The sequence below is a fragment of the Phyllobacterium sp. YR531 genome, assembly GCF_000282595.1.
GTDB lineage: Bacteria > Pseudomonadota > Alphaproteobacteria > Rhizobiales > Rhizobiaceae > Phyllobacterium.
Genome location: NZ_AKIZ01000003.1, coordinates 103,748 through 128,551, shown reverse-complemented (window position 1 = coordinate 128,551; position 24,804 = coordinate 103,748). Strand labels below are relative to the sequence as shown.

Here is a 24,804-nt window from a genome sequence, read left to right as displayed (position 1 = left end):
TGGCGAACGCGTGCAATAACAGGGCGCAGAGACGCGAACTGTTGCTGCGACACACCGGGACACCCCGCCCGTGGACGTTATTTCGTCGTGGCAGGTCTCCTGGCTCGTGGGTCAACACCTTCATCCGTCTTCCCAGAGGTTTGCTCCAGTGACATAATGGATGTTGGCTCACCACTTACAGTTGCGGGGGCAGCTCCGGCATTGCATTTGCGCACCGGCTTCCCTCTTAGCTCTGATGCATCTTGTGAGACGCTCAAAGAACCATGACGCTACCAATTTCGGGCAAGTGAGAAATATTGTCAAGATCACATAAAGAAATGTTTATATCTTTACGTGATAGCATTTTAAGAGCACTCTCCTGCTGGAAGGGAACCCATATCCGCTTAACGTCCCACCTTGATGCAGGAACAATGCACCCAGAAAAATCAGATACGCACGTTCCTGCGAGTAATGTGATTTTTTGTGTGCTGACCTAACTAATTTGGTTTATGACATTAGTATACCACGGGGAGATGTATGATGAGTTTTCGCAAGTTGTTTGTTTGCCTGGCCTTGTTGATGCTATCTGTCTCGAGCGCTGCCGCTGGCTCCCTGTCAAAGCCTGTTGGCAAACCGATACTCACAATATCCGGGAATATTACCAATAAGAACACGGAATCGGGTGCGGACTTCGATCGAGCGATGCTGGAAAATACTGGCCTGCAGACTATCGAAACGGCTACTCCATGGTACGAAACGCGAATGCGGTTCGAGGGCGTTCCACTCGATAAGCTTATGGAGCTGGTCGGAGCCTCCGGTACAAAGGTTACCGCTGTAGCGTTGAACGATTATGTAACAACTATTCCCATCGAAGACTTCAAGAAGTTCAAAGTCATCCTGGCTATGAAGCGTAATGGCAACTATATGCCTGTTCGGGATAAAGGACCGCTGTTTATCGTCTATCCTTACGACAGTGATCCGCAACTTCAAACCCAGACCTATTACACCCGATCCGCATGGCAGGTTGCCAAGCTGATCATTGAGTAGAACAAGCGTGAGACGGGTTCTAGGGATCGTCATCTGCTGCTTTATGTTAGCTACGGGCTATATATCCTATGATATTGCCGAGCGCCAAACCGCGCTTCAAAAGTTTGCCCGTTACAATGATTCCTGGGCTGTGGGTCAGACAGTCTCCGAGTATATGCGGCTTGAGCATCGTTTGGCGGCATTTACTCTAGGGCTGAACGACGTGGATCGCGACGAGGTTCGCCTCCGTCTCGATATCATGCTGGGCCGTTTGGAGTTGCTGCAACAAGGCAATCTCGATGAGTTTATTCAACGGGATATTCAACGCCGTGAGCTGATCATAAAGCTCCGCAATGTTCTGGAGACGTTGGATCAGCAGTTCGACACCCTGGACGCGGACGGTCTCAAGGCGACACTCCGATCCATGGCTGCTTTAGACGGGTCAATGACTGCTCTGGCATCTGCCTCCGTGGAATTCGATGTCGCTTTGATTGCAAATGCTCAGGCAGAATTGCAGCAGCTTCATTTCATCTATACCGGTCTCACAGGCGGCCTCATCTTCTGTGGAATGGGATTGGTCATTTTGCTGCTTCGCCATAACAATCTATTGGATAGCGCTCACCGTAAGATGCAGCGTCTGACCGATGAACTTCGTCAGGCAACAAAGGAACTGCAAACTCAGAATAACCGTTTGGAGCATGTTGCACACCACGACGCGCTTACCGGTCTGCCTAACCGTATCCTGTTCCGGCAGGATTTGGAGGCAAGGCTGAAATCTGCTAGGGCAGGGGGCCCGTCCGCGGTTATCCTTCTTCTTGATCTGGACGGGTTCAAGGATGTCAATGATACATTGGGCCATGATGTCGGAGACAGACTTTTACAAGCCGTTGCAAGCCGGCTAACACAGGCGGGTCACCACGGTAGCCTGATCTGCAGACTGGGTGGCGATGAGTTTGCTGTTTTGACCGCGGGTCTTGCAGCAAAACAGGCGTTTGATTTTGCCCACCGGCTGATGAATGAGGTCAGTTTTCCTTATCGTGTGAGCGGGCGAGAAATCAAGATCGGTACCTGTATCGGCGTCGCCATATCGGAAATGGAATCAGATACCGAAGAACTGTTCAAACATGCTGATCTGGCGCTTTATGAGGCCAAGGCCCTTGGTCCGGGGCACGCTTGCGTTTTCCAATCGCAGATGCAAACCAACCTGATATTGAAAAAATCGTTTGAAACAGACCTTTTGCAGGCCCTGCAAAATGGCGAAATGGAAGTGTATTACCAGCCTCAAGCGAACACGGTAACACGAGAGATCTGTGGTTATGAAGCCCTCCTGCGTTGGTTTCACCCAACGCGGGGACAAGTATCCCCTTCGGAATTCGTTCCTGTTGCCGAGCGGATCGGCTTTATCCATGAGCTGGGAGATTGGGTTCTGAAGACTGCCTGCATTGATGCAGCCAGTTGGCCAAAGTCGCTCAAGGTGGCAGTCAATCTTTCACCGGTGCAATTCAGAAGTCGCGATCTGATCAAGAGTGTTCTCTCCACGCTCGCTCAAAGCGGTCTCGGCCCGGATCGGCTGGAGCTTGAAATCACAGAATCTGTTCTGTTGGACAAGAATGAGCAGACTTTGGAGACTTTGACGCAACTTAAAGCTGTTGGCATTCAGATCGCGATGGATGATTTTGGAACGGGATATTCATCGCTTGGCAGTCTCCAAGGCTTCCCTTTCGACAAAATAAAAATTGATCGCTCTTTCATTCGTGATGTGACTTCCCGCGAAGATGCATTCGCCATCGTAAAACTGGTCACGGGTGTCGGGCGCAGCCTTGGTATGACGACTATCGCAGAGGGTATTGAGACTGAAGAGCAGTTTGAAGTCATAAAACAGGTCGGCTGTGATCAGGTACAAGGCTATCTGATTGGAATGCCGCTGCCCGCAACAGAGCTCGAGCATAATAGGCCAGAATTCCGCGCAAACGGACTGATTGATAGCCGAGCATCCTGATGGGAGTTCACTTTTCAGCACTTTGGATCATTTTAATCAACCTCATGTCGGCAAAGTAAAGCAATCGCTTCCTCTGATCTGGACAACTTCACAGTCCTGGGAATAGCTCCTTTGATAAATCAACAACAATCAATGGAGTTTTGGCTTGTTTACCGTGCACGGAATTAAGATACCTCTCACGCCGGAAGAGGTATCTCCAACGATCTGGCGTGCACTCGCCAGCGGCAGTTACGAAGCAAAAGAAGCGCGGTGGATTTTCAAGGCTATAAGAAGCAGTGACCGCGTTCTGGAACTGGGAACTGGTCTTGGGGTGATCACATCGCTTATTGCCAAAATTGCCGATGTTCAGGTTTGGTCGTTCGAGGCAAACCCGTTAACCGCAGCCCTTGCCAAGCGGGTAATTAATGCCAACGATCTCGACAACGTGACCCTGCAGCAAGGCATACTGGCAGCTGGTGACCCCCGGACTTTTCAGTTCTATGTTCGTAAAGACCTTTGGATGTCTTCCATGGATCGCGACCAAGGTCCTTATGAGGATGAAATATCGCTCAAATCAACCAATATCGATGACTTCATTGTTGATCATGGCATAAACGTTCTTGTCATGGATATTGAAGGGGCTGAGCGGGACCTTGTTCAAGGAGCCGAGCTACCCGGAGTGGAGCGTGTTTTTCTTGAACTTCACGACCACCTTTATGGCCTGCAAGGCGTACGTGACATCACATTGGCTTTGGCCGGAAAAGGATACGCATATGATCCTCGCGGCTCCTATGGCCCATGTGTTCTTTTCTCGAAAGAGAGTGGCGAGCGCGAATATGAACCGGAAGTTTTTAATGCGGTTTCATAATGATCAAAGCTATCGATTATCCAGAATCGATAGCTTCTGCCTTACGTGGTGAGGTTGATAAGACTCACGGTGTATATGACACACCTGCATGTCTATCCATTCGGTCGTGAGTTCATCCTTTAACCCACCCTGCCGTGCAGAACTAATCGCATAAGACAGCTTATGGAACTAATATTGGTCAACCGAGAAGCATTCATTACCAGCTGAGCACGACTTTTCCGGAACTGCCTGAACGCATCGCATCAAAGCCAGCTTGAAAATCATCAATCGGGAGCCGGTGTGTGATAATGGGTTTCAGATCAAGTCCACCCTGAACAAAAGCGATCATCTTGTACCATGTTTCAAACATTTCGCGCCCGTAGATGCCTTTGAGATTGAGCATCTTGAAGATCACTTTGTTCCAGTCGATTTCAAACCCAGTCGGAGCAATGCCGAGAATGGCGATCTTTCCACCATTGTTCATTTTGTCGATCATGTCACGAAACGCGGGCGCTGCCCCAGACATTTCGAGGCCCACATCAAACCCTTCCGTCATGCCGATTTCGCGCATGACGTCAGTTAGGTTTTGCTTGGATGCATCAACGACATAATCAATGCCGAGCGCGCTGGCCAGCGCCAACCGCGATGGATTGATGTCAGTAATAACCACCTTCCGTGCGCCCGAACGCTTTGCAACGAGTGCGCCCATGATGCCGATAGGACCAGCGCCGGTAACGAGTACGTCTTCACCGACAAGATCAAAACTCAAAGCAGTATGAACCGCATTGCCGAACGGATCAAAGATGGCAGCAATCTCATCTGGCACATCGTCGGGTATAGGAACGACGTTATCTTCCGGAATACAGACATACTCACCAAATGAACCCGGGCGATGCACACCAACACCAAGTGTATTTCGGCAAAGATGCCCACGTCCGGCGCGACAGTTGCGGCAGACTCCACAGACGATATGGCCTTCGCCCGAGACGCGTTGTCCAACTTTGTATTTTGTTACAGCAGAGCCGATTTCTGCAATCTCTCCGCAGAATTCATGGCCGACAACCATGGGTACTGGTATCGTCGCCTGCGCCCACTGATCCCAATTGTAGATGTGGACGTCCGTGCCGCAAATCGCTGATTTTTTGACTTTTATCAAAACATCGTTCGGACCTGGTTCAGGTACCGGCACGCGTTCCATCCAGATGCCGGGTTCTGCTTTAGCCTTCACCAATGCTTTCATCATGTTTGACATGGTCGTTACGCTCCAATGATACCGAGTTCGCGCCCGACTTCGGCAAAGACTTCGATGACACGGCTGACGTCTTCTGTTGTGTGCGCTGCAGACATTTGGGTGCGTATCCGTGCTTGGCCTTTTGGCACAACGGGGAATGCAAAGCCGACAACATATACGCCTTTTTCAAGCATACGGGAGGCCATTTCCTGAGCCAGTGTTGCTTCACCGAGCATTACCGGAATGATGGCATGATCTGCGCCGGCCAGTGTGAAACCCAGCTTTGTCATGTCGCGACGGAAATGTGCTGCGTTGGCAGTAAGACGGTCACGAAGCTCGTCGCCTTGTTCGATAAGGTCGAAAACCTTTAACGATGCCGCCGCGATGACAGGTGCGAGTGTATTCGAAAACAGGTAAGGGCGTGAGCGTTGGCGTAACCAGTCTATAACTTCTGCCTTGCCGGAAGTGTAGCCGCCTGATGCGCCACCAAGGGCCTTGCCAAGCGTGCCGGTGATAATATCAACCCGGCCCTCGACACCACAATGTTCTGCCGAACCGCGGCCATTTTTACCAACAAAGCCAACGGCATGACTATCATCAACCATAACCATTGCGTTGTATTTTTCGGCAAGGTCGCAGACGCCTTGCAGGTTTGCAATGATGCCATCCATCGAGAACACACCATCCGTGGCAATCAATTTGAAGCGGCTGCCTTCCGCCTTCTTCAATTCTTCTTCAAGTGCAGCCATATCGTTATTGGCGTAGCGGAAGCGTTTGGCTTTCGACAGTCGGACACCGTCTATGATAGAGGCGTGATTGAGCGCATCGGAGATGATGGCATCATCTTCACCCAGTAATGTTTCGAACAGGCCGCCATTGGCATCGAAACAACTTGAATAAAGAATGGTGTCTTCCAAGCCGAGAAAGCTGGAGATACGTGCCTCAAGTTGCTTGTGTTCTTCTTGCGTGCCACAGATGAACCGTACGGAGGCCATGCCATAGCCATAGCGGTCCAATGCCGCTTTTGCGGCTTCTGCTAGCTCCTCATTGTTGGCGAGGCCAAGGTAATTGTTCGCGCAGAAATTGAGTACCTTTGCGCCGGAAGCCACTTCAATCTGGCCTGCCTGCTTCGATGTGATAACGCGTTCAGATTTATAGAGACCGGACTTTTTAAGTCCGTCGAGTTCGGCGACAAGATGATCGATAAATGGTTTGGTCATGACGGATCCTGCTCTGGCCTGATGTTGCCAGTGTCTTCTCACGATCAGACAAATGTCTCAAGCCCCCCAGTGAAAGGCGGCAAAAACCGCACGAAAGGGAATGGTTTCTTCCACCTGTCAGCAATAATTCTTATAAAATGCTCATATGCCCGGTAATTTGCCGAATTGAGTTATGCAACCTGAACTAAATGGCCAGCAGAAATTTCTGTATATTGCCTTGCGGGCACAATAAAGCCGGGTGTCCGAACTGGGCTTTTGATCTCGTCATTGGATACAATTCGCTTGATACCGCGCCGGGCCGGGTCTGGTACCGGAACAGCGGCAATAAGTTTTTGGGTGTATGGGTGCTGCGGGTTCTCGAATATCGCACTACGGGGACCAATCTCGACGATCTCGCCAAGATACATGACCGCTATGCGATGGCTCACTCTCTCGACTACGGCGATGTCATGCGAGATGAACAGATAGGCAAGATTTAGGCTTGCCTGCAGATCAAGCAGCAAGTTGATTACCTGCGCTTTAATCGATACGTCCAGGGCAGAGACAGATTCATCCGCAACGATGATCTTCGGGTCAAGTGCGAGCGCGCGGGCAATGCAGACACGTTGCCGCTGGCCACCGGAAAATTCATGCGGATACCGTGACGCCATGTCTGCGCTCAGACCGACGCGCTCCAAAAGATCGGCTACTCGATCCTTGGCTTGCGTGCGCGTTCCAAGTTTGTGTTCGAGATATGGTTCGGCGATTGCCGAACCGACGGTCATGCGCGGATTGAGACTTGCGAAGGGATCCTGAAAGATCATCTGCATATTCCGTCTCATGTCACGCAGCTGCTTTGGATCCATAGTAAGGACATCTTGGCCATTCAGCAGAACTTCTCCTGCTTGAGGTTGTACGAGCCGCATGATGGACCGGCCGGTGGTCGACTTGCCGCAGCCAGACTCACCAACCAAAGACAATGTTTCGCCGGGTTGGAGACTGAAAGACAGGTTCTCGACAGCATGCACTCTTCCCTCCAACTGACCAAACATGCCGGAGTGAATATTGAACCGTGTTGTAAGATTGCGTACTTCCAGCAATGGCGGTTTTTCGCTTTGAACTGTATCGGCTGCTTCAACCGGGATGTCCGACGTGCCTGTATTCCGATCAACAACTGGAAAGCGCAATGGGCGATCACGCCCCTTCATAGAGCCAAGAATTGGTACGGCCGACAGCAGTGAGCGCGTATAGGGGTGCTTGGGTTTGGCAAAAATGTCTTCTGTCGGACCAGTTTCGACCGCTTCGCCATTATACATGACAACCGTCCGGTCTGCGATTTCCGCCACGACGCCCATGTCGTGGGTAATGAAAAGAACCGATGTGCCTTCTTCGTCTTGCAGCAGTTTGATAAGGTCCAGAATCTGCCCCTGAATCGTAACGTCCAAGGCAGTCGTTGGCTCATCAGCAATGAGAAGTTTGGGCTTGCTGGCGAGCGCCATGGCAATCATCACACGTTGGCGCATACCCCCTGAAAAACGATGAGGATAGTCGTCAAAGCGCGATTTGGCGGCTGGAATGCGAACTTTTTCCAGCAGTCTTATTGTTTCTGCCCGCGCATCGGCGCGTGATATATCGTGATGGCAATGCAGAGCCTCGCCAATCTGCTGGCCTATCGTAAACAGCGGGTTGAGACTCGTCATGGGCTCCTGAAAAATCATTGCAACATCGTTGCCGCGCACTGAGCGCATCTGATTTTCGGGCAAGCTGAGGATATCCTTGCCATCCAGCAATATCTTGCCTTCAATACGGCTTTTATCCCTCTGAAGAAGCCGCATGATCGATAATGAGGTTACACTTTTGCCGGAACCGGATTCGCCGACTATTGCCACTGTCTCTCCAGGCGCAACATCGAATGAAACATTGCGGACTACGGGCCGCCATTTACCATCAGCCAGAAAGGACGTCGTCAGGTTTGAAACCGACAAAACGGGAGGAGTGGTTCTTTCCATGAGTCGATCCTTTCAGGCAGAGTTAGTTGATCAATCGGGCCAACGCATCAACGCATCAATACGGGCCTGATAACGTTCCTCGTAAGGAGATGCGATGATTGCATTGGAAGCGCGGGCCTTGTTCAGTTCTTCTTCAAGGCGACTTGCGACAATGGCCTCTTCGCCCGGGTGCAGATTGCATGGGTCCAGATAAAAATACCCATGCTCGGCTTCGTGATCACGAACGATTACAGGGCGCGATCCTCCTGCAAGTGCATCTGCGAAATCCCAAGCGGTGATATGGGTTTCCTGTGGATTGATCGTTACACGGAGCCTATCGAGAGGATTATGCGTAGGGTCAGCCTCAATCTGCGCGGTCACGCCGGGCTTTCCGGTCAGTGTTTGTTTCCATAGGTTGAGATAGCCAGTTTCCCGCTCACGAATAGCTGCATGGTCTCGCTTTTCCCAAGCCTCAAGCGCTGCAATTGTACCGAGAATACTTTCCTTCCCGATTTTCATGCCGCGACCGATGCCACGATTTTGCAGGAAGGCATCGCGCACGAGCTGCTTTTTACCGGCAACAATGCCACCGGTTGGGCCGCCAAGGAATTTGTGCGAGGAATAGAGCGCGATGTCTGCCCCCTGCTCCAGGAATATTTTGAGATCATACTCGGAGGCAGCATCAACAATGACCGGAACTCCACGTGCGTGGCAGACTTCCGCGAACTGCTTCAATGCAATCAGGCCATATTGTACAGTGTGATGCGAAACGACAAATACTGCTGCTGCGGTGTGTTCATTAATTGCGCCGTCCAGATGGTAAGGGTAGCAAGAGGTCGCTTGGCCAATCAGAATAGCCTTTGCGCCAGCCATGCGAATGCCCTGATCAACAGGTGCTCCATAGCTGACAACGTGACCGGTTTGAATGATGACCTCGTTCTTGAGACCTGTAGCGTCAGGCAGGCGTTCAATGGCAGCCAAGTCGTTTCCAGTCATCGCTGCCGCAACTGCGAGTGTAATTCCTGCTGAGCAAGAAGCGGTTATGAAGCCCGCCTCCCCTCCGGTTAAGCGCGCAATAACGGGGCTGGCAATTTTGTGCAGATCGTTGATTTCAACAAATTCCGGCAGTATGGCAGTCATGGCAGCCACCGCTTCGCGAACAACGATCGATGCACCAAGTGCAGTCATTGTCCCTGAAACGTTGATCACCGGTCGCAATCCTCGCGACGCGCGAATATCAGTCATGTTATTCTCCTTGCAGTGCATTCCATTTGCTTGGCATGTATGCCGTTATAATGTAATAAAGACCTCAGCAGATGATGCCGATTCAGTAGGAGCCACGACTTGAACGCCAAAATATCAGACATCGATGCACCTGGCGGTCATGAGAAGGCTGGCTCCGGGCCCAAACGCTCTCGCGTAAGTGGCATGGATCGCGCTCTGCAGGTGCTCGATTATCTCTACGAAACGGGTTCTCCTGCCGGAATTTACGCAATTGCCAAGGCGATCGGTGCGCCACTTTCGACCGTTTATGTGATCATTGATGATCTGGTTGAAAAGAACATGCTGTCCCGCAACAGCGACAGTACCGTCTGGCTTGGAGCCCGCCTTTACCATTACGGTCTTGCCTATGCTCGTTCGCTGGATTTTCTCAATGTGGCAAATCACGAGATGCATAGTTTGAGCCGTGTATCGGGCGAGACAGTCCAGGTATGCGGCCGCGATGGCGATCACATGATGGTACTGGCGATGGCTGATGGCCCCGGACATTTCCAGGTCACCTCTCGGGTCGGTACGCGAGTGCCCCTCAATTGGACTGCATCTGGCCGGTTGCTGGTCGGGCACCTTCCTGAAAAGGAGCGATTGGACCTGTTTGAGCATTGTGCAAAGTCTTCTCCAACTGGGCGTGCCGTGGTTGATCCGGGCGCTCTTTCGGTGGCTGCAGGCGAAGCGCTGAAAGCGCGCATCTCGATTCAAGCGGGCGAGTCTGATTATGCGGTAGCTTGTATTGCATCGCCGATCTGCGATGACAAAGGTGCCTGTATTGCTACGATTTCCATCGTCCTTGCCGAGCAGAAGATTGCAGGAAACCCCGATCGTTACACCACCGAGGTCCAAGCATCGGCGGAAAGAATCGAAACGATTATGGGTTGGCGCAGCCATTCTTGATTCCTAGTCTTTCAAGGCGATAATCGCCTCGATCTCTACGGTGATGTTGCCGGGAAGTGATCCGAAGCCGACGGCTGAACGCGCGTGATTGCCTGCTTCACCGAAAACATCGATTAACAGATCCGAGCAGCCATTTATAACGAGTGGATGGTCACCGAATTCCGATGTTGCATTCACCATTCCAAGTAGTTTCACGACCCGTTTGACCCGGTTGAGATCACCCAGTGCAGAATGCATGACAGCGAGCAGATTGATGGCTGTCAGCCGTGCGTGCTTATAAGCGTCTTCAACAGACACATTGCCGCCGACCTTACCCGTATGCATGAAGCCATCATCTTCGCGCGGGCCCTGTCCCGAAAGATAAAGCAGATTGCCTTCCTGGATATGGGTAACGAAGTTCGCTATGGGGCTTGGTGCAGGTGGCAATATTATGCCAAGCGCGCGCAAACGGTCGTAGGGCGACGTTTCAGCTTTTGCAGCTGTACTGATGTTATGGCTCAAGACGAGATCCTAACGATATGAATAAGGTGCGATAGCGCCGGATGTTTCCGGTACTGCGGGTTGATAGCGGCTCGCGGCAATCGTCTCGGTGCCAAGAACTACCATTCGTGGTTCAAACAGTTTGGTGAGTTTGGCCTCATATCCCATCGAATCGATGACTTTGAGGTCTGAATCAGCAAGATCAAATATTGTGAAGTCGGCGCGTTTGCCTACAGAGAGCAGATTTTCAGTTGGCAAGCCGATGGCTGATGCAGGCGAAAGAGTAACAGCCTCAACCACCTTGTCGAATGGCATGCCCACGCTCAACAATTTCGACATGGTCGTACCGAGATCCCACACCGAAAAATTCAGGCTGCGCAAGTGAATATCGGTCGATATGGAAAAGGGCAGAAGCCCCCGCTGGATGGCGACCTCGGCAACGCGGAAAGAGAACGAAGCGCCGCCATGCCCGATGTCGAGGCGTATACCCTCTCCTGCACAGCGTTCAGCCAGCTCAAACAGGTCATCATCTTCGATGATGCTGCTACCAACCTTCCCATTGAAGCAATGGGTTATGATATCGCCGGGCCCTAGAATCTCCAACACTTCTTCATATAGTGCTGGAGGCTCACCGACATGTACCATCATTGGTATTTTGAGAATCTTGGCAATCTTTTTGCCGAGTTTTACTGGCGTAACACCCCAAGAGCCAGTGATGACATGGCTTGCCCGGACTTTTAGCCCCACAATGTGGTCGCGGTTTTCATTCACGCAGGCGACAGTCCGGTCGATATCAATGGAGCGAATATCGCTCAGCTCACTAACGCGGTTGCAAGCTACCAGGCCGATAGAGCCAAGATTGAGAAATGCCTTAATGCGTTCTTTCGCGGGATCAATGATATACTCGCGAAAACCGTGGAAGTTGGCCTCACCCGCAGAACCGGCATCGACGATGGTGGTAACGCCACGCTCAACGCCACACACTTGCGGGCGAACCGAAATGTCCGTGCCACCATGCCAGATATGAGCATGCAGATCGACCCAGCCCGGAGAAATCCATGAACCATTCGCATCTACACGCTGGACATCACCAGCAACGTTCAGTGATGGACCGAATGCAGCGATGTTGCCGCTGGCATCAATCAGAATGTCGATTTTCGCAGATGGAGTATTAGGGCCGAATGCTACCGGATTTACGTTCGTCAGCAGCAAGCGCCCTTCCTTGGGAGAAGAAGCAGCGGTTGCGGAAGTGGCAGGCATGATCAGAGGTCCTTTCTGAGGCGGGGGTCTAGAAGGTCGCGGAATCCGTCGCCGACCATTTGCAGGGAGAGAACGGCGAGCACGATTGCTATGCCGGGAAACAGGGTCATCCAGTCGGCGGTACCGATGTACTGGCGACCTGATGCGATCATTGTCCCCCAAGTGGGAACTTCGGGACTTACGCCAAGACCAAGGAAGGACAACCCCGCTTCAGCCAGCATGGCGTTGGCAAAAAGGAATGTTCCCTGAACAAGAATGGGCGACAGCAGGTTACGCAGAATATGACGGCTCATAATATGCCATTTGGAGATACCCAGAGACGTGGCCGCTTCCACATATGGCAGTTCACGAATTACCAATGTCGACGCACGGACAACGCGTGCCAATCGCGGTGCATAAACGATGCTTAGCGCAACTATCACCGTAGTTAGTGATGGGCCAAGCGCTGCTACAAGAGCAATTGCCAGCAGGATATCAGGGAATGCCATCATGGCATCGATAAGCCGTGTTATCGGCGCATCAAGCCTTTGGAAGAATCCGGCTAGAATGCCAAGTGTAACGCCGATCACCGACGCTAGGATAACTACGGCAAACCCGACCAAGAGAGATAATCTTGCTGAAAAGATCGTGCGGGAAAAGACGTCTCGACCGAACTCGTCGGTGCCGAAGAACCATCGCGCGTCAGGTGGCTTTAACCTGTTGACGATTGAAAGCTTGTTAGGCGCATAGGGCGTGATCAAAGGCGCGAAAATTGCCAGCGCCAGAAAGATTGCCAGAACAATCAGACCGAAAAGCACGGTCTTGCGCCTGATCAGGATCCGGAAGAACTTGGAGCGCTCGCTCGGTGCCACGTTTGATACGATCTCAGTCATCAGTAGCGTACCCTCGGATCCACAACCAGATAGAGCATGTCTATGGCGAAATTGATGAGCACGTAGAGTGCCGCGATGATCAGAAGCGCGCCTTGAATAACTGGGTAATCGCGACGAAGTACGGCTGACACAACAAGGCTACCGACGCCCGGTAGGCCGAAAACTGTTTCCGTGACAACAGCTCCGGAAATAAGCACGGCTGCAGTCAAGCCTATAACAGTGAGGATTGGAATGAGCGCATTTTTGAAAGCATGCCTCAGAACCACTCGCCGCTCATTAACGCCCTTGGCACGTGCGGTTCGAATGTAATCATCGCCAAGCACATCCAGCATGGACGCTCTTGTAAATCGCATGATCAAGGCAGAAGACACAATACCCAACGCAAAGGCAGGCAGGACAAGATATCCAAGCCGCTCTACAAGCGATGTTCCGGGGCCGCCATAACCGGAAACCGGAAAAAGCCCGAAGCGCACTGCAAAAATTTGCATCAATATGAGACCCAGCCAGAAGCTGGGAATGCTTGCGGCAAGCATGGCAAGAGCAGTTGCGGCCTGATCGAAAACCGAGCCACGACGATAGGCTGCATAAATCCCAATGGGTATGGCGATGACGCTGGCAATGAGCAGCGAGAAAATCGTCAGGAAGAACGTGGGCTCTGCACGCTGAGCAAGCGCTTGCAACACCGGCTGATTGAGAAAAATCGATTGCCCAAGGTCTCCCTTAAGCAGGTTACCGATAAAATAGAGATATTGCAGCGGGATCGATTGATCGAGTCCCAGTTGTTGCCGTAGAGCAGCGACATCGGCGGCGGTTGCTTCGGGGCCGAGCATTACAGCAGCAGGATCACCCGGCGTGACACGGACGATGACAAATACAATCGTCACCACCAGAAACATCACGATGATCATGCCGATAAAGCGTTGGATAATATAACGAAGCATCTAGCCGTCCTGTTGGAGTGGCAAAATCTGGAATGGCAGCGGAACGGGGTTCTTTCCGCTGCCGAATTGACTGTCTTACTGCTTTAGCGAGACGTTCCAGAAATAAGGCCAAGGTGCCGGTTTAAAGCCTTCCAATTTTGGTGATTTAGCGGACAGGGCATTGAAGTCACCAATCTTGATGATAGGCACTTCTGCGTAAATCACCTTTTGAACTTCTGCCCAAAGCGCTACACGTTTTGCCGGATCAACTTCGGAATTGAATGCGTCAACGGCTACCTTTCGCGCTGGGGTGTCCCAATTGCCGGGCGCGCTGGTGGACATGGCACCTATGAGGGCTGGTTCTGGCAAAAAGGGGCTGTGGCTAATATAGATATCCCAGAGCTTGGGGTCAGCACGGCGTTGTGTGAGGGTAGCCCAGTCGACTACCTGCATATCGACAGTAAAGCCGGCGGCCTTCAGGTACTCGGCAGCGACCTGCGCCATCTTGTAGTGAAACTCATACTGACGGCTGGTCAAAATGCGAATGGGTTCGCTGTTGTAGCCTGCTTTTTTCATGAGTTCTGCGGCTTTTTCCGGGTCGGCGACATTGTATGCCCCTTCGGTTCCGGCATCGGTCTTCCAGCTATACCCGTCAGGATAAAGCGAAGCATCAAGGGAATAGAAGTCGGTGCTTCCGAAGGCTGCTGCCAGCATATCTTCCATACTGAGAGAGTCGCGGATTGCCAGACGTATATCCTGATTTTTGGTGATGCCCGCACTTGTATTCATCACAAAGACCGGCCAGCCAAAAGGCTTGAGCAGAACGGCCTCGGTTGTCTTTTGATCTTTCAAGCGGGCGTAAGCCTCTACCGGCAAACTATCTACATAATCGAACTGGCCGGCAACTGCGCCTTCCACGCGTGTATTGGCATCTGGAACAGGCACAAACCGGATTTCATCAAGGTACTGGTGTCGTGCGCCACCATATCCGGTCTCTTCGCCTTCAGGTGACTTGTAGTCATCGAAGCGGGAAAGCTGGATATATTGGTCAGCTTTTCGTTCCTTCAGTTTGTAGGGACCTGTGCCAACCGGCTCGGTCATGGGATTCTGCTGCTTTTCGCTTGGGAGGATGATTGCAGCCGCATTGTTGAATGCCAATAGAGAAAGAAGAGGAGCATGGGGTGCGTTAAGGCTAATTTTGACGGTTGTTGGATCAACAGCATCAATCGCAGTGATCAACGAAGCGACCTGCTTCCCGCGGGATGCGATTTCCGTCCAACGCTTGAGAGAGGCAACGACATCTGTTGCATCCATATCTGTGCCATCATGGAATTTGACGCCAGCGCGCAACTTGATTGTATAAACCTTACCGTCAGGGGATACTTCAGGTAGAGCCGCGGCCAGTAGTGGCGTCACATTCCAGCTTTTGTCGAATGTGTAAAGCGTCTCAAAGATGTGCTGCGAAACAATACCTACCAGATCAGCAGTGGAGGCCATCGCATCAAGCGTTGGTGGTTCGCCAATTGTGGCAACATTGATCACTCCCCCCTTTGTCTGAGCGAAGGCAGATGGGGTCAACGCAATCAGTGCCGAACCAAGAAGCAGAGCAAGCTTTAATGTTTTCATCGTCGTTCCCTTTGTTATTCTATTATTATGGATTATAATTCCTTATAGTAGAATAAGAACAAATGTAGGGAGTGCTGTCAATTCAAAAAATAAAGGCAGCGCTGAGGTGGCGCTGCCTTTATCGAAGCAATGAGGGGTTGAATCAGATAATGCCGCCTCCACCTGCCTTGCTTGCAGGTCGTTCATTGCTGATCTTTTGGCGATATTGGCTAGTGCGATAAGTAGCGATGGGATCGATAGCACCGCCTGCCTGTCTCCGTGCTTCGGCAAGGATAGGCTCGACATCTGTCCTGTAAGCTCGTTTCAGGGCATCGGAAGCCATCATTGCATCATTATCATCCTGATAGTGGCCAAGTGCTTCGCGATCGACTAGCAACGCCTGCGTGTAGGCGCGGCGGATTTCATTGGCGCTTGAAATCAGGCTCTCAATAGGATCCGTGACATTATGCGATTGATCAATCATATGCGACGGATGGAAATCTTTTAGGCCGCGATGTTCCGCGTCAACCAATTCATTGAAGACGAGAAATAGCCGGTATGGCTCTATTGAACCTGCATCAAGATCATCGTCGCCATATTTCGAATCGTTGAAATGAAAGCCGCCAAGTTTCTTGAACTGAATAAGCCGCGAGACGATCATCTCGATGTTGGTATTTGGTGCATGGTGACCAAGATCAACCAGGCAAAAGGCTTTGGGTCCAAGAGTTTGAGCAATGAGATAGTTGGTGCCCCAGTCCTGTACAACAGTGGAATAGAAGGCGGGCTCGTACATTTTATGTTCGGAAAAGATACGCCAGTCATCGGGCAGCGATTTATATATCTCGGCCATTGAAACAAGATATCGGTCGAAGGACTTGGCGAAATTGCTTTGTCCCGGAAAATTGGAACCGTCACCAACCCATACAGTCAGCGCCTTTGAACCAATGGCAGCACCGATCTCGATACATTCGATATTGTGTTCGATGGCCTGATTGCGCGTCGCCCTATCGGTATGACTGAGCGACCCATACTTGTAGGAGTGCTGCTGGTCTGGCGTGTCGGAGAATGTATTGGAATTCATGGCATCAAAGCCAAGACCAAGTGCGGCGGCATGGTCTTTCAACTGCTGTGGCTCTGCCTTGTCCCAAGGGATGTGCAGTGAAACATTTGGGGTAGATCGTGTCAGCTGGTGGATTACTGCGCAATCGTCGAGTTTATCGAAAATGCCACGGGGCTCTCCCGTTCCGGGGAAACGCGCAAAACGGGTTCCACCTGTGCCCACCCCCCATGATGGCACGGCCACAAAAAAATCTGCGGCTTTTTGGGTGATGTGTTCAATGTTTATATTACGACGCGCGAGTTGCGCGCCCAAAGCTTCGTAGTCGCTCTTATGTGCATTGCGCAATTTATCGTTTTCAACGGCGATAAGATCGCTGGAAATTTTCAGTTCAGCCATAATGTCCTCCCAGACCGACTAGCGCGTAAAACTCTGCGCATTTCCCGCATCGACATTGATAATATTGCCAGTGGATTTGGCAGATGCATCGGAGGCAAGGAAATAGATTGCTTCAGCAATATCTTCCGGGAAGACGTTGAGCTTTAACATGGAGCGCTTGCGATAATGCTCCTCAAGTTCGTCCACCTGCAAATTTGACGACGCTGCGCGCTGTTCTCTCCACTCGCCGTTCCAGATTTTGGAGCCACGCAGTACTGCATCGGGATTAACCGTATTGACGCGAATACCTGCGTCCGCCCCTTCCAGTGCCAAACAGCGGGCGAGATGAATTTCAGCCGCTTTGGCAGCACAGTAGGCGCTCGCATTTGGTGAAGCGGCAAGGCCGTTCTTGGAAGCGACGAAGACTACGTTGCCGCCGATACCCTGTCGCCGGAACAAACGGAAAGCTTCCCGTGATACAAGGAAGTAACCAGTGGCCAGAATATCGATATTGCGGCTCCAGGTCGAAAGCTCGGTCGTTTCGATCGGCGCCGAAGAAGCAATTCCGGCATTTGAAACCAGCAGGTCAATTCCGCCAAATTCAACGCTAGCTTCCGCATAACTGGCAATAACGCCGGCTTCATCTGTTACGTTCAACTGAACGCTTCGCACATTATCTGAAGTGTAGCGCTTGCTGAAGCTTTCGTAAGTACTCTTCAGGGCTTCGGCATCAATATCCGCCAGTACGACGCACGCCCCCTCGCCCAGCAACCGTTCGGCAGTCGCACGGCCGATACCTCCTGCCCCACCCGTGACAAAAGCAATACGACCCGCCAGTGACTTCGGCTTGGGCATACGTTGCAGTTTGGCTTCTTCGAGCAACCAGTACTCGATATCAAATGCTTCTTGCTCCGGAAGCCCCTGATATTCCGATACTGAGGATGCACCGCGCATCACATTTATTGCATTAACATAGAATTCTGCGGCAATGCGGGCAGTCGCTTTGTCCTTGGCAAATGAAAGCATGCCGACACCCGGGATGAGGAAAATCACCGGATTTGGATCACGCATAGCCGGTGAATTGTCGTGCTTGCAATCATTGTAGTAGCGCGCATAGTCGGTCCGATATGCTTCAAGCGCGGAATCCAATGCGGCAATGATCGTTTCAGCATTGGACTTTTCCGGATCGAAATCGAGAACGAGCGGCCGGATTTTCGTCCGCAGGAAATGGTCCGGGCAGCTGGTGCCAAGCGCAGCCAAAGGCCGCAGATCATTCGAGTTGACGAACTCCAACACGGCAGGCTGATCGTCAAAATGACCCAGTTTACGTTCGGCAATACCAATTTTGCCGCGAATTTCCGGCATCAGCTTTGCAGCAATGGCGCGCCTTTCTGAAGCGCTCCGGCTGTTTGTGGCCTCTCCTCCAAAAGCTGGCTTTCCTGCAGTTTGTTGGTCAAACCAACTGATTGCCTTATTGATGATTTGCAACGTCAACTCATAGCAATCCTTGGCATCATCCGCCCAAGTGAAAAGTCCATGGCTTTCGAGCACAACTCCCTTGGAGTTCGGGTTCGCTGCTACATAAGCACCTAGATCAAGTCCGAGTTGGAAACCGGGACGCCGCCATGGCAACCAGCCAATTTCGTCACCAAAGATTTGCCTTGTCAGCTCACGGGAGTTCTTCGAAGCGGCAATGGCTATGATTGCGTCGGGATGCATATGATCGACATGCCTGAAAGGCACGAAGCCATGAAGTGGCGTATCAATGGATGCAGCACGGCCGTTCAAATTGAAGGTGCAGTGCGGTAGAAATCCAACCATCCGATCTTCATCGTAGATACCCTTGTAAATGGATTTCAGCGAATTGAGCTTTTCCATGTAGAGAGTGGCGAAACCATCGAGTTTGATCGTGCCTACGTCGCCGCCTGAGCCCTTAACCCACAGAACTTCGACAGGCTGGCCTGTTAGCGGGTCAGTTTCCAGAACTTTTGCAGATGTGTTACCACCACCGTAATTGGTTATGCGTTTATCTGAGCCCAGCAGATTGGAGCGATAAAGCAATTTTCCCGGCTCATCCAGCCCAGCTGCTTTTTGATCATTCCAACGATTATCCAGAAGCTGAATCGTATCTGCCATATTGGCCTCCCGTAGATTCAATACTGGACCTTCCACCGAGGTCCTTGATTTATGCTAGCTATGCGGCAGGTAAAGCTTGGCTGTCAATCATAAACAGTCAGATTCAATCATAAAATTTCATTGTGCACTGCAATATGAAACTATTTGACTGAAGTTGATTGACATTGAGTTTGAATTTGAGCAATAAATTAAAACAAGAGGAGCAATATATGCATGAGCGTGAGCGCCACCGCATTATCCTGAGTGCTGTTCAGGAAAAGCCGGTGATAACGATCCAAGATATAGCAGAACTGACGGAAGCGTCGGAAGCAACGATCCGTCGCGACATTGCCTCTCTCCATGTTCAAGGCAAGCTACGGCGGGTTCGGGGCGGTGCGGAGGCGGTACATCCACCGCAACTCGCGCCGCTCTCAGGTCGCCATTTTTATGTTTCCGAATCCGAAAATGCTGACAAGAAGCGCGCTATTGCCCGAGAGGCTGTCGCTCTTTGTGAAGAAGGTGATGCTATCATAATCAATGGTGGCACCACGACATTCCAAATGGTGCACTATCTTTCGGCCCGCCGTCTGCATGTGATGACGAATTCATTCGCGATTGCAGAGCACCTTGTCAAAAACTCAAAGAGTTCAGTGACCGTCCCGGGCGGAACCATCTATCGCGAACAGAGCATGATCCTTTCGCCATTTGATAATGACGTTACGCGAAATTTCTATGGCAGGCGTATGTTTATGGGGTCGCCCGGTGTTGGACCATTTGGTGTAATGGAGGCTGACCCACTTATGATCCAGGGCGAGCAGAAGCTGATAAACCAAGCTGATGAGCTTGTTCTGCTTGTCGATTCAACAAAGTTCTCCAAACGTTCAAGGCTGATTATCTGCCCTTTGCAACGTGTTAATACGATCATAACAGACGACGGTATTTCCGAGACAGACAGAAAAATGATCGAGGATGCCGGGGTTCATCTTATCGTTGCTACGGTAAATGCGCAGGAGAGATCGAAAGATTCCGCTTCGGTTGCTTAGCTGCCGAACGGAGAACAATCAACATTCATTATCTGGGAGGATGAAATGAAGCTTTTGAAGAAAATCGCATTGGGCTCGGCACTTGCCGTTGCCATGTTTGCATCACATGCTCAAGCCGCTGATACGATCAAGATCGGTCTCGTGGCAAAATCCCTTGGTAACGGTTTCTTTGAAGCCGCCAACAAGGGCGCACAGGAAGCCGCTAAGGAATTGGGTGGCGTCGAGGTAATCTATACCGGTCCAACATCGACAACGGCGGAAGGCCAGATTGAAGTAATCAATTCGCTGATTGCGCAGAATGTTAACGCAATCGCTATTTCAGCAAATGATCCGGATGCGGTTGTGCCTGCTTTGAAGAAGGCGATGGCTCGTGGGATCAAGGTCATCTCATGGGATTCTGCGGTTGGCAAGGATGGGCGCATTGTTCATTTGAACCCTTCGTCCAACGAATTGATTGGAAAGATGTGCCTGCAATTGGCAGCCGCTCACCTGCAGGATGGCAAGGGCGATTTCGCTATCCTGTCCGCCACAACGACCTCGACAAACCAGAATACCTGGATTGAGGAAATGAAGAAGCAGTTGCCGAATTTTGCAGGCCTTAACCTTGTCACAACGGTCTATGGCGATGATCTCGCTGATAAGAGTTATCGCGAGGCGCAAGGGCTTCTGACATCCCAACCCAACGTTAAGGTCATCGTAGCTCCCACGACAGTGGGTGTGCTCGCTGCTTCTCAAGCGGTGGCCGATGCCAAGAAAATCGGTGAAGTATATGTGACAGGTCTTGGCTTGCCCTCTGAAATGGCGGGCGCAATCAAGTCGGGCGCTACCAAGGAATTTGCTATCTGGAATCCGATCGACTTGGGGTATTCGGCAACACAGATTGCATATCGCCTCGTGAAAGAAGAGACAGATGGTGCGCCCGGCAGCGAAATCGAGGCCGGACGAATGGGTAAGATAAAGATTGGCGACAATGGTGAGGCTGCCATGGCAGATCCATTCGTTTACGACGCCAAGAACATTGATGAATTCTCCAAGATTTTTTGAGCGGGATCAATCATTGTTGGCCCGGCAGATAATCTGCCGGGCATTTTCTCACGGTAAAATCAATGACCCAAACTGTTGCGCTAGAGCAGTCACCTGAGATGCCGCTTCTGGAGATGCGTGGGATTTCGAAGTCGTTTCCCGGTGTCAAAGCGTTGAATAACGTCGACATTACCCTGTATCCCGGTAAGGTTACCGCTCTTATTGGTGAGAACGGTGCGGGGAAATCGACACTCGTCAAAATTCTCACAGGCATTTATGCCTGTGACGAAGGTGAAATCTTGGTCGACGGCAATCCAACTGTATTCGCCAATGCACAAGATGCCATAGACGCCGGCGTGACTGCGATCCATCAAGAAACCGTACTTTTCGATGAATTGTCAGTTGCTGAAAACATTTTCCTGGGTCATGCGCCAAAGTCACGATTTGGATTGGTAAATTGGAAGGCTGTTAATGCGCGGGCTCTTGCGTTGTTGCATTCCCTGGAAAGCAATATCGACCCGCGTATTCGTCTCAAGGACTTATCAATTGCGCAGCGTCATCTTGTTGCAATTGCCCGCGCACTGTCAGTCGATGCACGTATAGTCATTATGGACGAGCCGACTGCGGCTTTATCGCGTAAGGAAGTTGATGACCTCTTCCAGATAATCAACCGGCTGAAGACAAACGGTAAGGCGATCCTTTTCATTAGTCACAAGTTTGATGAGGTCTACGAAATTGCCGACCATTATGCGGTGTTTCGTGATGGGAAAGCCGTCGGCAGCGGTGAGCTTGCAGAGGTGGGCCAAGACGAGATCGTCAAGCTTATGGTTGGACGTTCTGTTGAACATGCCTTCCCCAAAGTGGATATCGCTTTGGGCGAAACCGTATTCGCGGTCGAGAGCTACACCCATCCCACAGAGTTTCGAGATATATCTTTTGAACTGAGGAAAGGTGAAATTTTAGGGATCTACGGTCTTGTAGGGGCTGGCCGCTCGGAGCTTTGCCAATCGTTGTTTGGTGTCACCAAACCAACCGGTGGCAAGGTGAGGCTGAACGGTAAAGAGATCGCAATAGGGAGTCCCGGAGAAGCGATCAGCGCCGGCATCGTTTATGTTCCCGAAGAGCGGGGACGCCATGGCGCAGTGCTGCAGTTACCAATTTACCAGAACATCTCCCTACCCTCTTTGACGCGCACGTCACGCTCCGGGTTTTTGCGCGCTGCAGAAGAATTCGCGTTGGCTCGCAAATATGCGGAACGGTTCGATCTGCGTGCTGCGGCACTCTCAGTTCCTGTTGGAACATTGTCGGGTGGCAACCAACAAAAAGTGGTCATTGGCAAATGGCTGGCGACACAGCCTAATATTCTTATTCTTGATGAGCCGACCAAGGGCATTGATATTGGATCAAAAGCTGCTGTCCACGCCTTCATCAGCGAACTGGCGGGTGAAGGTCTCAGCATCATTATGGTTTCCTCCGAACTACCCGAAATCATGGGCATGTCGGATCGGGTACTCGTCATGCGCGAGGGTCTGTCAGCGGGCATCTACGAACGAGAAACACTAAGCGCCGAAACCTTGGTTCGAGCGGCAACTGGCAATGCGAGCAAGTCATGATCAAACTGATCTTCAGATTCCGGGAGATGTTGCTGGTTATTATCATTGCAATCCTCCTTGCCGTCTTTTCCACACGCGCACCGGGATTTGCCAAGCCCGGCAATCTGGCAAACATCTTTAACGACAGCTCAATTCTGATCATTCTGGCACTGGGGCAGATGACCGTTATTCTGACCAAGTCCATCGATTTGTCGGTTGCAGCAAATGTTGCCTTTACCGGCATGATTGTCGGTATGCTGAACGCGACCTACCCAGATGTGCCGTTGCCAGCCATTATCCTTGTTGCCCTCTTCATTGGTGCAATACTGGGAGCGATCAATGGCCTCTTTGTCTGGAAGCTCAACATTCCCTCAATCGTGGTTACGCTTGGCACGCTAACAATCTATCGAGGCATGGCATTTGTTCTATCCGGGGGTGCTTGGGTTAATGCGCATCAAATGACTGAACCTTTCCTTCAGGCACCGCGCCATCTGTTTCTTGGGCTGCCGGTTCTCGGCTGGGCGGCTATCATCATCGTCACCGTGATGTATCTTGTTATGTCACGTACATTTCTTGGACGTGCGATATACGCGTCGGGCGGGAATCCGACTGCAGCAGTTTATGCTGGTATCGACGTAGGGCGGACACGGTTCTTCGCATTTGTCATTTCCGGTACACTGGCCGGGTTATGCGGCTATCTTTGGGTTTCCCGGTATGCCGTCGCCTATGTAGATATTGCTGCCGGCTTCGAGCTTGATAGTGTTGCTGCCTGTGTAATTGGCGGGATTTCCACCTTGGGAGGCATAGGCTCAGTCGCAGGTGCTGTTCTTGGTGCCTTGTTTCTTGGTGTCATCAAGAATGCCCTGCCAGTCATCAACATTTCACCTTTTTCGCAAATGGCGATTTCAGGGGCGGTAATCATAGCAGCAGTTATTTTTAACGCACGGCAAGAACGTCGACGCGGGCGGATCATCCTGCGGGATCGCGGCGCATCGGAACAGATCGAGGTGGTGGTATGAGCACAGTGTCGGAAAAGCGTCATATTCCCGATCAGCTTGGTACATCCGCATCGCGCTTGTTTGCGAGCTGGGAAACCTTCTTACTCTGTGTTGCTGTACTGATCTTTATCGCCAACAGTCTTGCATCACCGTACTTTTTGAATGCGTGGAACCTTTCTGACGCCACTTTCAATTTCACCGAGAAGGCACTTATAGCTTTTGCAATGGCACTGTTGATCATTGCCGGTGAAATAGATCTTTCTGTTGCTGCCATTATTGCACTTGCGTCGACGGCAATGGGAGCCGCCGCCCAGACGGGTGTCGGCACATTCGGCATTGTCTTGATTGGCATCGGTGTTGGGCTTGGATGCGGTACAGTAAATGCCATTCTCGTTGCAGGCCTTCGCCTTCCTTCGATCGTCGTTACGATTGGCACGATGAGTTTGTTTCGAGGTATTTCTTATATTGTTTTGGGTGACAAAGCCTACGGTGGATATCCCGCGTCATTCGCTTATTTCGGACAAGGGTATGTTTTCTGGGTTATTTCCTTTGAGTTTGTCCTGTTCGCGGTTTCAGCTTGTATTTTTGCAGTTTTGCTGCATGCAACGAATTTTGGCCGCCGCATTTACGCAATAGGCAATAATGAATTTGCAGCACGGTTTTCTGGTATCCACGTAGAGCGTATCAAATTCATACTGTTTATGTTGACCGGTCTGATGTCTGGAATTGCCGCCGTTTGCCTGACTTCCCGCCTGGGCTCTACACGGCCGTCCATTGCGCAGGGCTGGGAGCTGGAAGTCGTAACAATGGTTGTTCTTGGCGGCATCTCAATTCTTGGTGGTTCCGGCCGTGTTGGAGGCGTTGTTATTGCGGGATTTGTAATGGGGCTAGTTACATTTGGCCTTGGCCTGCTGAACGTGCCCGGGATCGTCATGTCGATCTTTATCGGATTGTTGCTGATTGCCACAATCACCTTGCCAATCCTTATCCGGCGTTTCAGATATGGTAGAGCATCGTGAGTCCAGTTGAGAAACATGCGTTCAC

The 24,804-nt window shown here is 51.3% G+C and carries 20 protein-coding genes and 1 riboswitch; of the genes, 9 read left to right on the top strand and 11 right to left on the bottom strand.

Annotated elements, in window-relative coordinates; all coding sequences use genetic code 11:
- Positions 1-71: 71 nt before the first annotated feature.
- Positions 72-281: riboswitch (cobalamin riboswitch) on the bottom strand.
- Between the two features lie 238 nt (positions 282-519).
- The 3 genes from PMI41_RS01825 to PMI41_RS01815 all read left to right on the top strand — a co-directional run bounded on the left by PMI41_RS01825 (position 520) and on the right by PMI41_RS01815 (position 3,851).
- A complete protein-coding gene (locus PMI41_RS01825) occupies positions 520-1,026 on the top strand; it encodes a molybdopterin-dependent oxidoreductase (RefSeq protein ID WP_008121158.1) in 507 nt (168 codons plus the stop codon).
- A 7-nt stretch (positions 1,027-1,033) separates the two neighbouring features.
- Positions 1,034-3,004 carry an EAL domain-containing protein gene (locus PMI41_RS01820; RefSeq protein WP_008121156.1) on the top strand — a complete coding sequence of 657 codons (1,971 nt, stop codon included), beginning with the start codon at positions 1,034-1,036 and terminating at the stop codon, positions 3,002-3,004.
- Positions 3,005-3,149: 145 nt separating this feature from the next.
- Positions 3,150-3,851: an FkbM family methyltransferase gene (locus PMI41_RS01815; RefSeq protein WP_008121154.1), complete on the top strand. Its 702-nt coding sequence runs from the start codon at positions 3,150-3,152 to the stop codon at positions 3,849-3,851.
- A 196-nt stretch (positions 3,852-4,047) separates the two neighbouring features.
- Here PMI41_RS01815 and tdh read toward each other — a convergent pair whose 3' ends face one another.
- From tdh to PMI41_RS01795, 4 genes are all read right to left on the bottom strand, one after another.
- The gene (gene tdh / locus PMI41_RS01810) at positions 4,048-5,082 is read right to left on the bottom strand and encodes an L-threonine 3-dehydrogenase (protein WP_008121152.1); all 1,035 of its coding nucleotides are present in this window, start codon (positions 5,080-5,082) and stop codon (positions 4,048-4,050) included.
- A 5-nt stretch (positions 5,083-5,087) separates the two neighbouring features.
- Positions 5,088-6,281: a glycine C-acetyltransferase gene (locus PMI41_RS01805; RefSeq protein ID WP_008121149.1), complete on the bottom strand. Its 1,194-nt coding sequence runs from the start codon at positions 6,279-6,281 to the stop codon at positions 5,088-5,090.
- A 170-nt stretch (positions 6,282-6,451) separates the two neighbouring features.
- Positions 6,452-8,269, bottom strand: a complete 1,818-nt coding sequence (locus tag PMI41_RS01800) for an ABC transporter ATP-binding protein (RefSeq protein WP_008121148.1) — start codon at positions 8,267-8,269, stop codon at positions 6,452-6,454.
- Positions 8,270-8,299: 30 nt separating this feature from the next.
- Positions 8,300-9,493, bottom strand: a complete 1,194-nt coding sequence (locus PMI41_RS01795; RefSeq protein WP_008121146.1) for an aminotransferase class V-fold PLP-dependent enzyme — start codon at positions 9,491-9,493, stop codon at positions 8,300-8,302.
- Between the two features lie 111 nt (positions 9,494-9,604).
- Between PMI41_RS01795 and PMI41_RS01790 the strand changes: the two genes are divergently transcribed.
- Complete coding sequence (locus PMI41_RS01790; RefSeq protein ID WP_040853470.1) at positions 9,605-10,417, top strand: IclR family transcriptional regulator; 813 nt, start codon at positions 9,605-9,607, stop codon at positions 10,415-10,417.
- A gap of 3 nt (positions 10,418-10,420) precedes the next feature.
- On the opposite strand, the gene PMI41_RS01785 is transcribed toward PMI41_RS01790, so the two are convergent.
- The 7 genes from PMI41_RS01785 to PMI41_RS01755 all read right to left on the bottom strand — a co-directional run bounded on the left by PMI41_RS01785 (position 10,421) and on the right by PMI41_RS01755 (position 19,125).
- On the bottom strand, positions 10,421-10,918 hold the full coding sequence (locus PMI41_RS01785) for a RidA family protein (protein ID WP_008121143.1): 498 nt from the start codon (positions 10,916-10,918) through the stop codon (positions 10,421-10,423).
- 9 nt (positions 10,919-10,927) lie between these two features.
- A complete protein-coding gene (locus PMI41_RS01780) occupies positions 10,928-12,157 on the bottom strand; it encodes an amidohydrolase/deacetylase family metallohydrolase (RefSeq protein WP_008121141.1) in 1,230 nt (409 codons plus the stop codon).
- Between the two features lie 2 nt (positions 12,158-12,159).
- Positions 12,160-13,029: an ABC transporter permease gene (locus tag PMI41_RS01775; RefSeq protein WP_008121139.1), complete on the bottom strand. Its 870-nt coding sequence runs from the start codon at positions 13,027-13,029 to the stop codon at positions 12,160-12,162.
- Positions 13,029-13,970: an ABC transporter permease gene (locus tag PMI41_RS01770; RefSeq protein ID WP_008121137.1), complete on the bottom strand. Its 942-nt coding sequence runs from the start codon at positions 13,968-13,970 to the stop codon at positions 13,029-13,031. Before PMI41_RS01770 ends, PMI41_RS01775 begins: the two co-directional genes overlap by 1 nt.
- Positions 13,971-14,045: 75 nt before the next feature.
- Positions 14,046-15,575, bottom strand: coding sequence for an ABC transporter substrate-binding protein (locus PMI41_RS01765; protein ID WP_008121136.1), 1,530 nt, complete (start codon positions 15,573-15,575; stop codon positions 14,046-14,048).
- 142 nt (positions 15,576-15,717) lie between these two features.
- Positions 15,718-17,010, bottom strand: a complete 1,293-nt coding sequence (gene rhaI / locus PMI41_RS01760) for an L-rhamnose catabolism isomerase (RefSeq protein WP_008121134.1) — start codon at positions 17,008-17,010, stop codon at positions 15,718-15,720.
- An 18-nt stretch (positions 17,011-17,028) separates the two neighbouring features.
- Complete coding sequence (locus PMI41_RS01755) at positions 17,029-19,125, bottom strand: bifunctional rhamnulose-1-phosphate aldolase/short-chain dehydrogenase (RefSeq protein WP_008121133.1); 2,097 nt, start codon at positions 19,123-19,125, stop codon at positions 17,029-17,031.
- Between the two features lie 209 nt (positions 19,126-19,334).
- Between PMI41_RS01755 and PMI41_RS01750 the strand changes: the two genes are divergently transcribed.
- From PMI41_RS01750 to PMI41_RS01730, 5 genes are all read left to right on the top strand, one after another.
- Positions 19,335-20,147, top strand: a complete 813-nt coding sequence (locus tag PMI41_RS01750; protein WP_008121131.1) for a DeoR/GlpR family DNA-binding transcription regulator — start codon at positions 19,335-19,337, stop codon at positions 20,145-20,147.
- 45 nt (positions 20,148-20,192) lie between these two features.
- Positions 20,193-21,191 (top strand): rhamnose ABC transporter substrate-binding protein, encoded by a 999-nt coding sequence (gene rhaS, locus PMI41_RS01745; protein WP_008121130.1) that lies wholly within the window; start codon positions 20,193-20,195, stop codon positions 21,189-21,191.
- A gap of 62 nt (positions 21,192-21,253) precedes the next feature.
- Positions 21,254-22,783 (top strand): sugar ABC transporter ATP-binding protein, encoded by a 1,530-nt coding sequence (locus PMI41_RS01740; RefSeq protein ID WP_008121128.1) that lies wholly within the window; start codon positions 21,254-21,256, stop codon positions 22,781-22,783.
- On the top strand, positions 22,783-23,781 hold the full coding sequence (locus tag PMI41_RS01735; protein WP_081497088.1) for an ABC transporter permease: 999 nt from the start codon (positions 22,783-22,785) through the stop codon (positions 23,779-23,781). The genes PMI41_RS01740 and PMI41_RS01735 overlap by 1 nt, the downstream gene beginning before the upstream one ends.
- Positions 23,778-24,779 carry an ABC transporter permease gene (locus tag PMI41_RS01730; protein ID WP_008121122.1) on the top strand — a complete coding sequence of 334 codons (1,002 nt, stop codon included), beginning with the start codon at positions 23,778-23,780 and terminating at the stop codon, positions 24,777-24,779. Before PMI41_RS01735 ends, PMI41_RS01730 begins: the two co-directional genes overlap by 4 nt.
- The last annotated feature ends 25 nt before the right edge of the window (positions 24,780-24,804 follow it).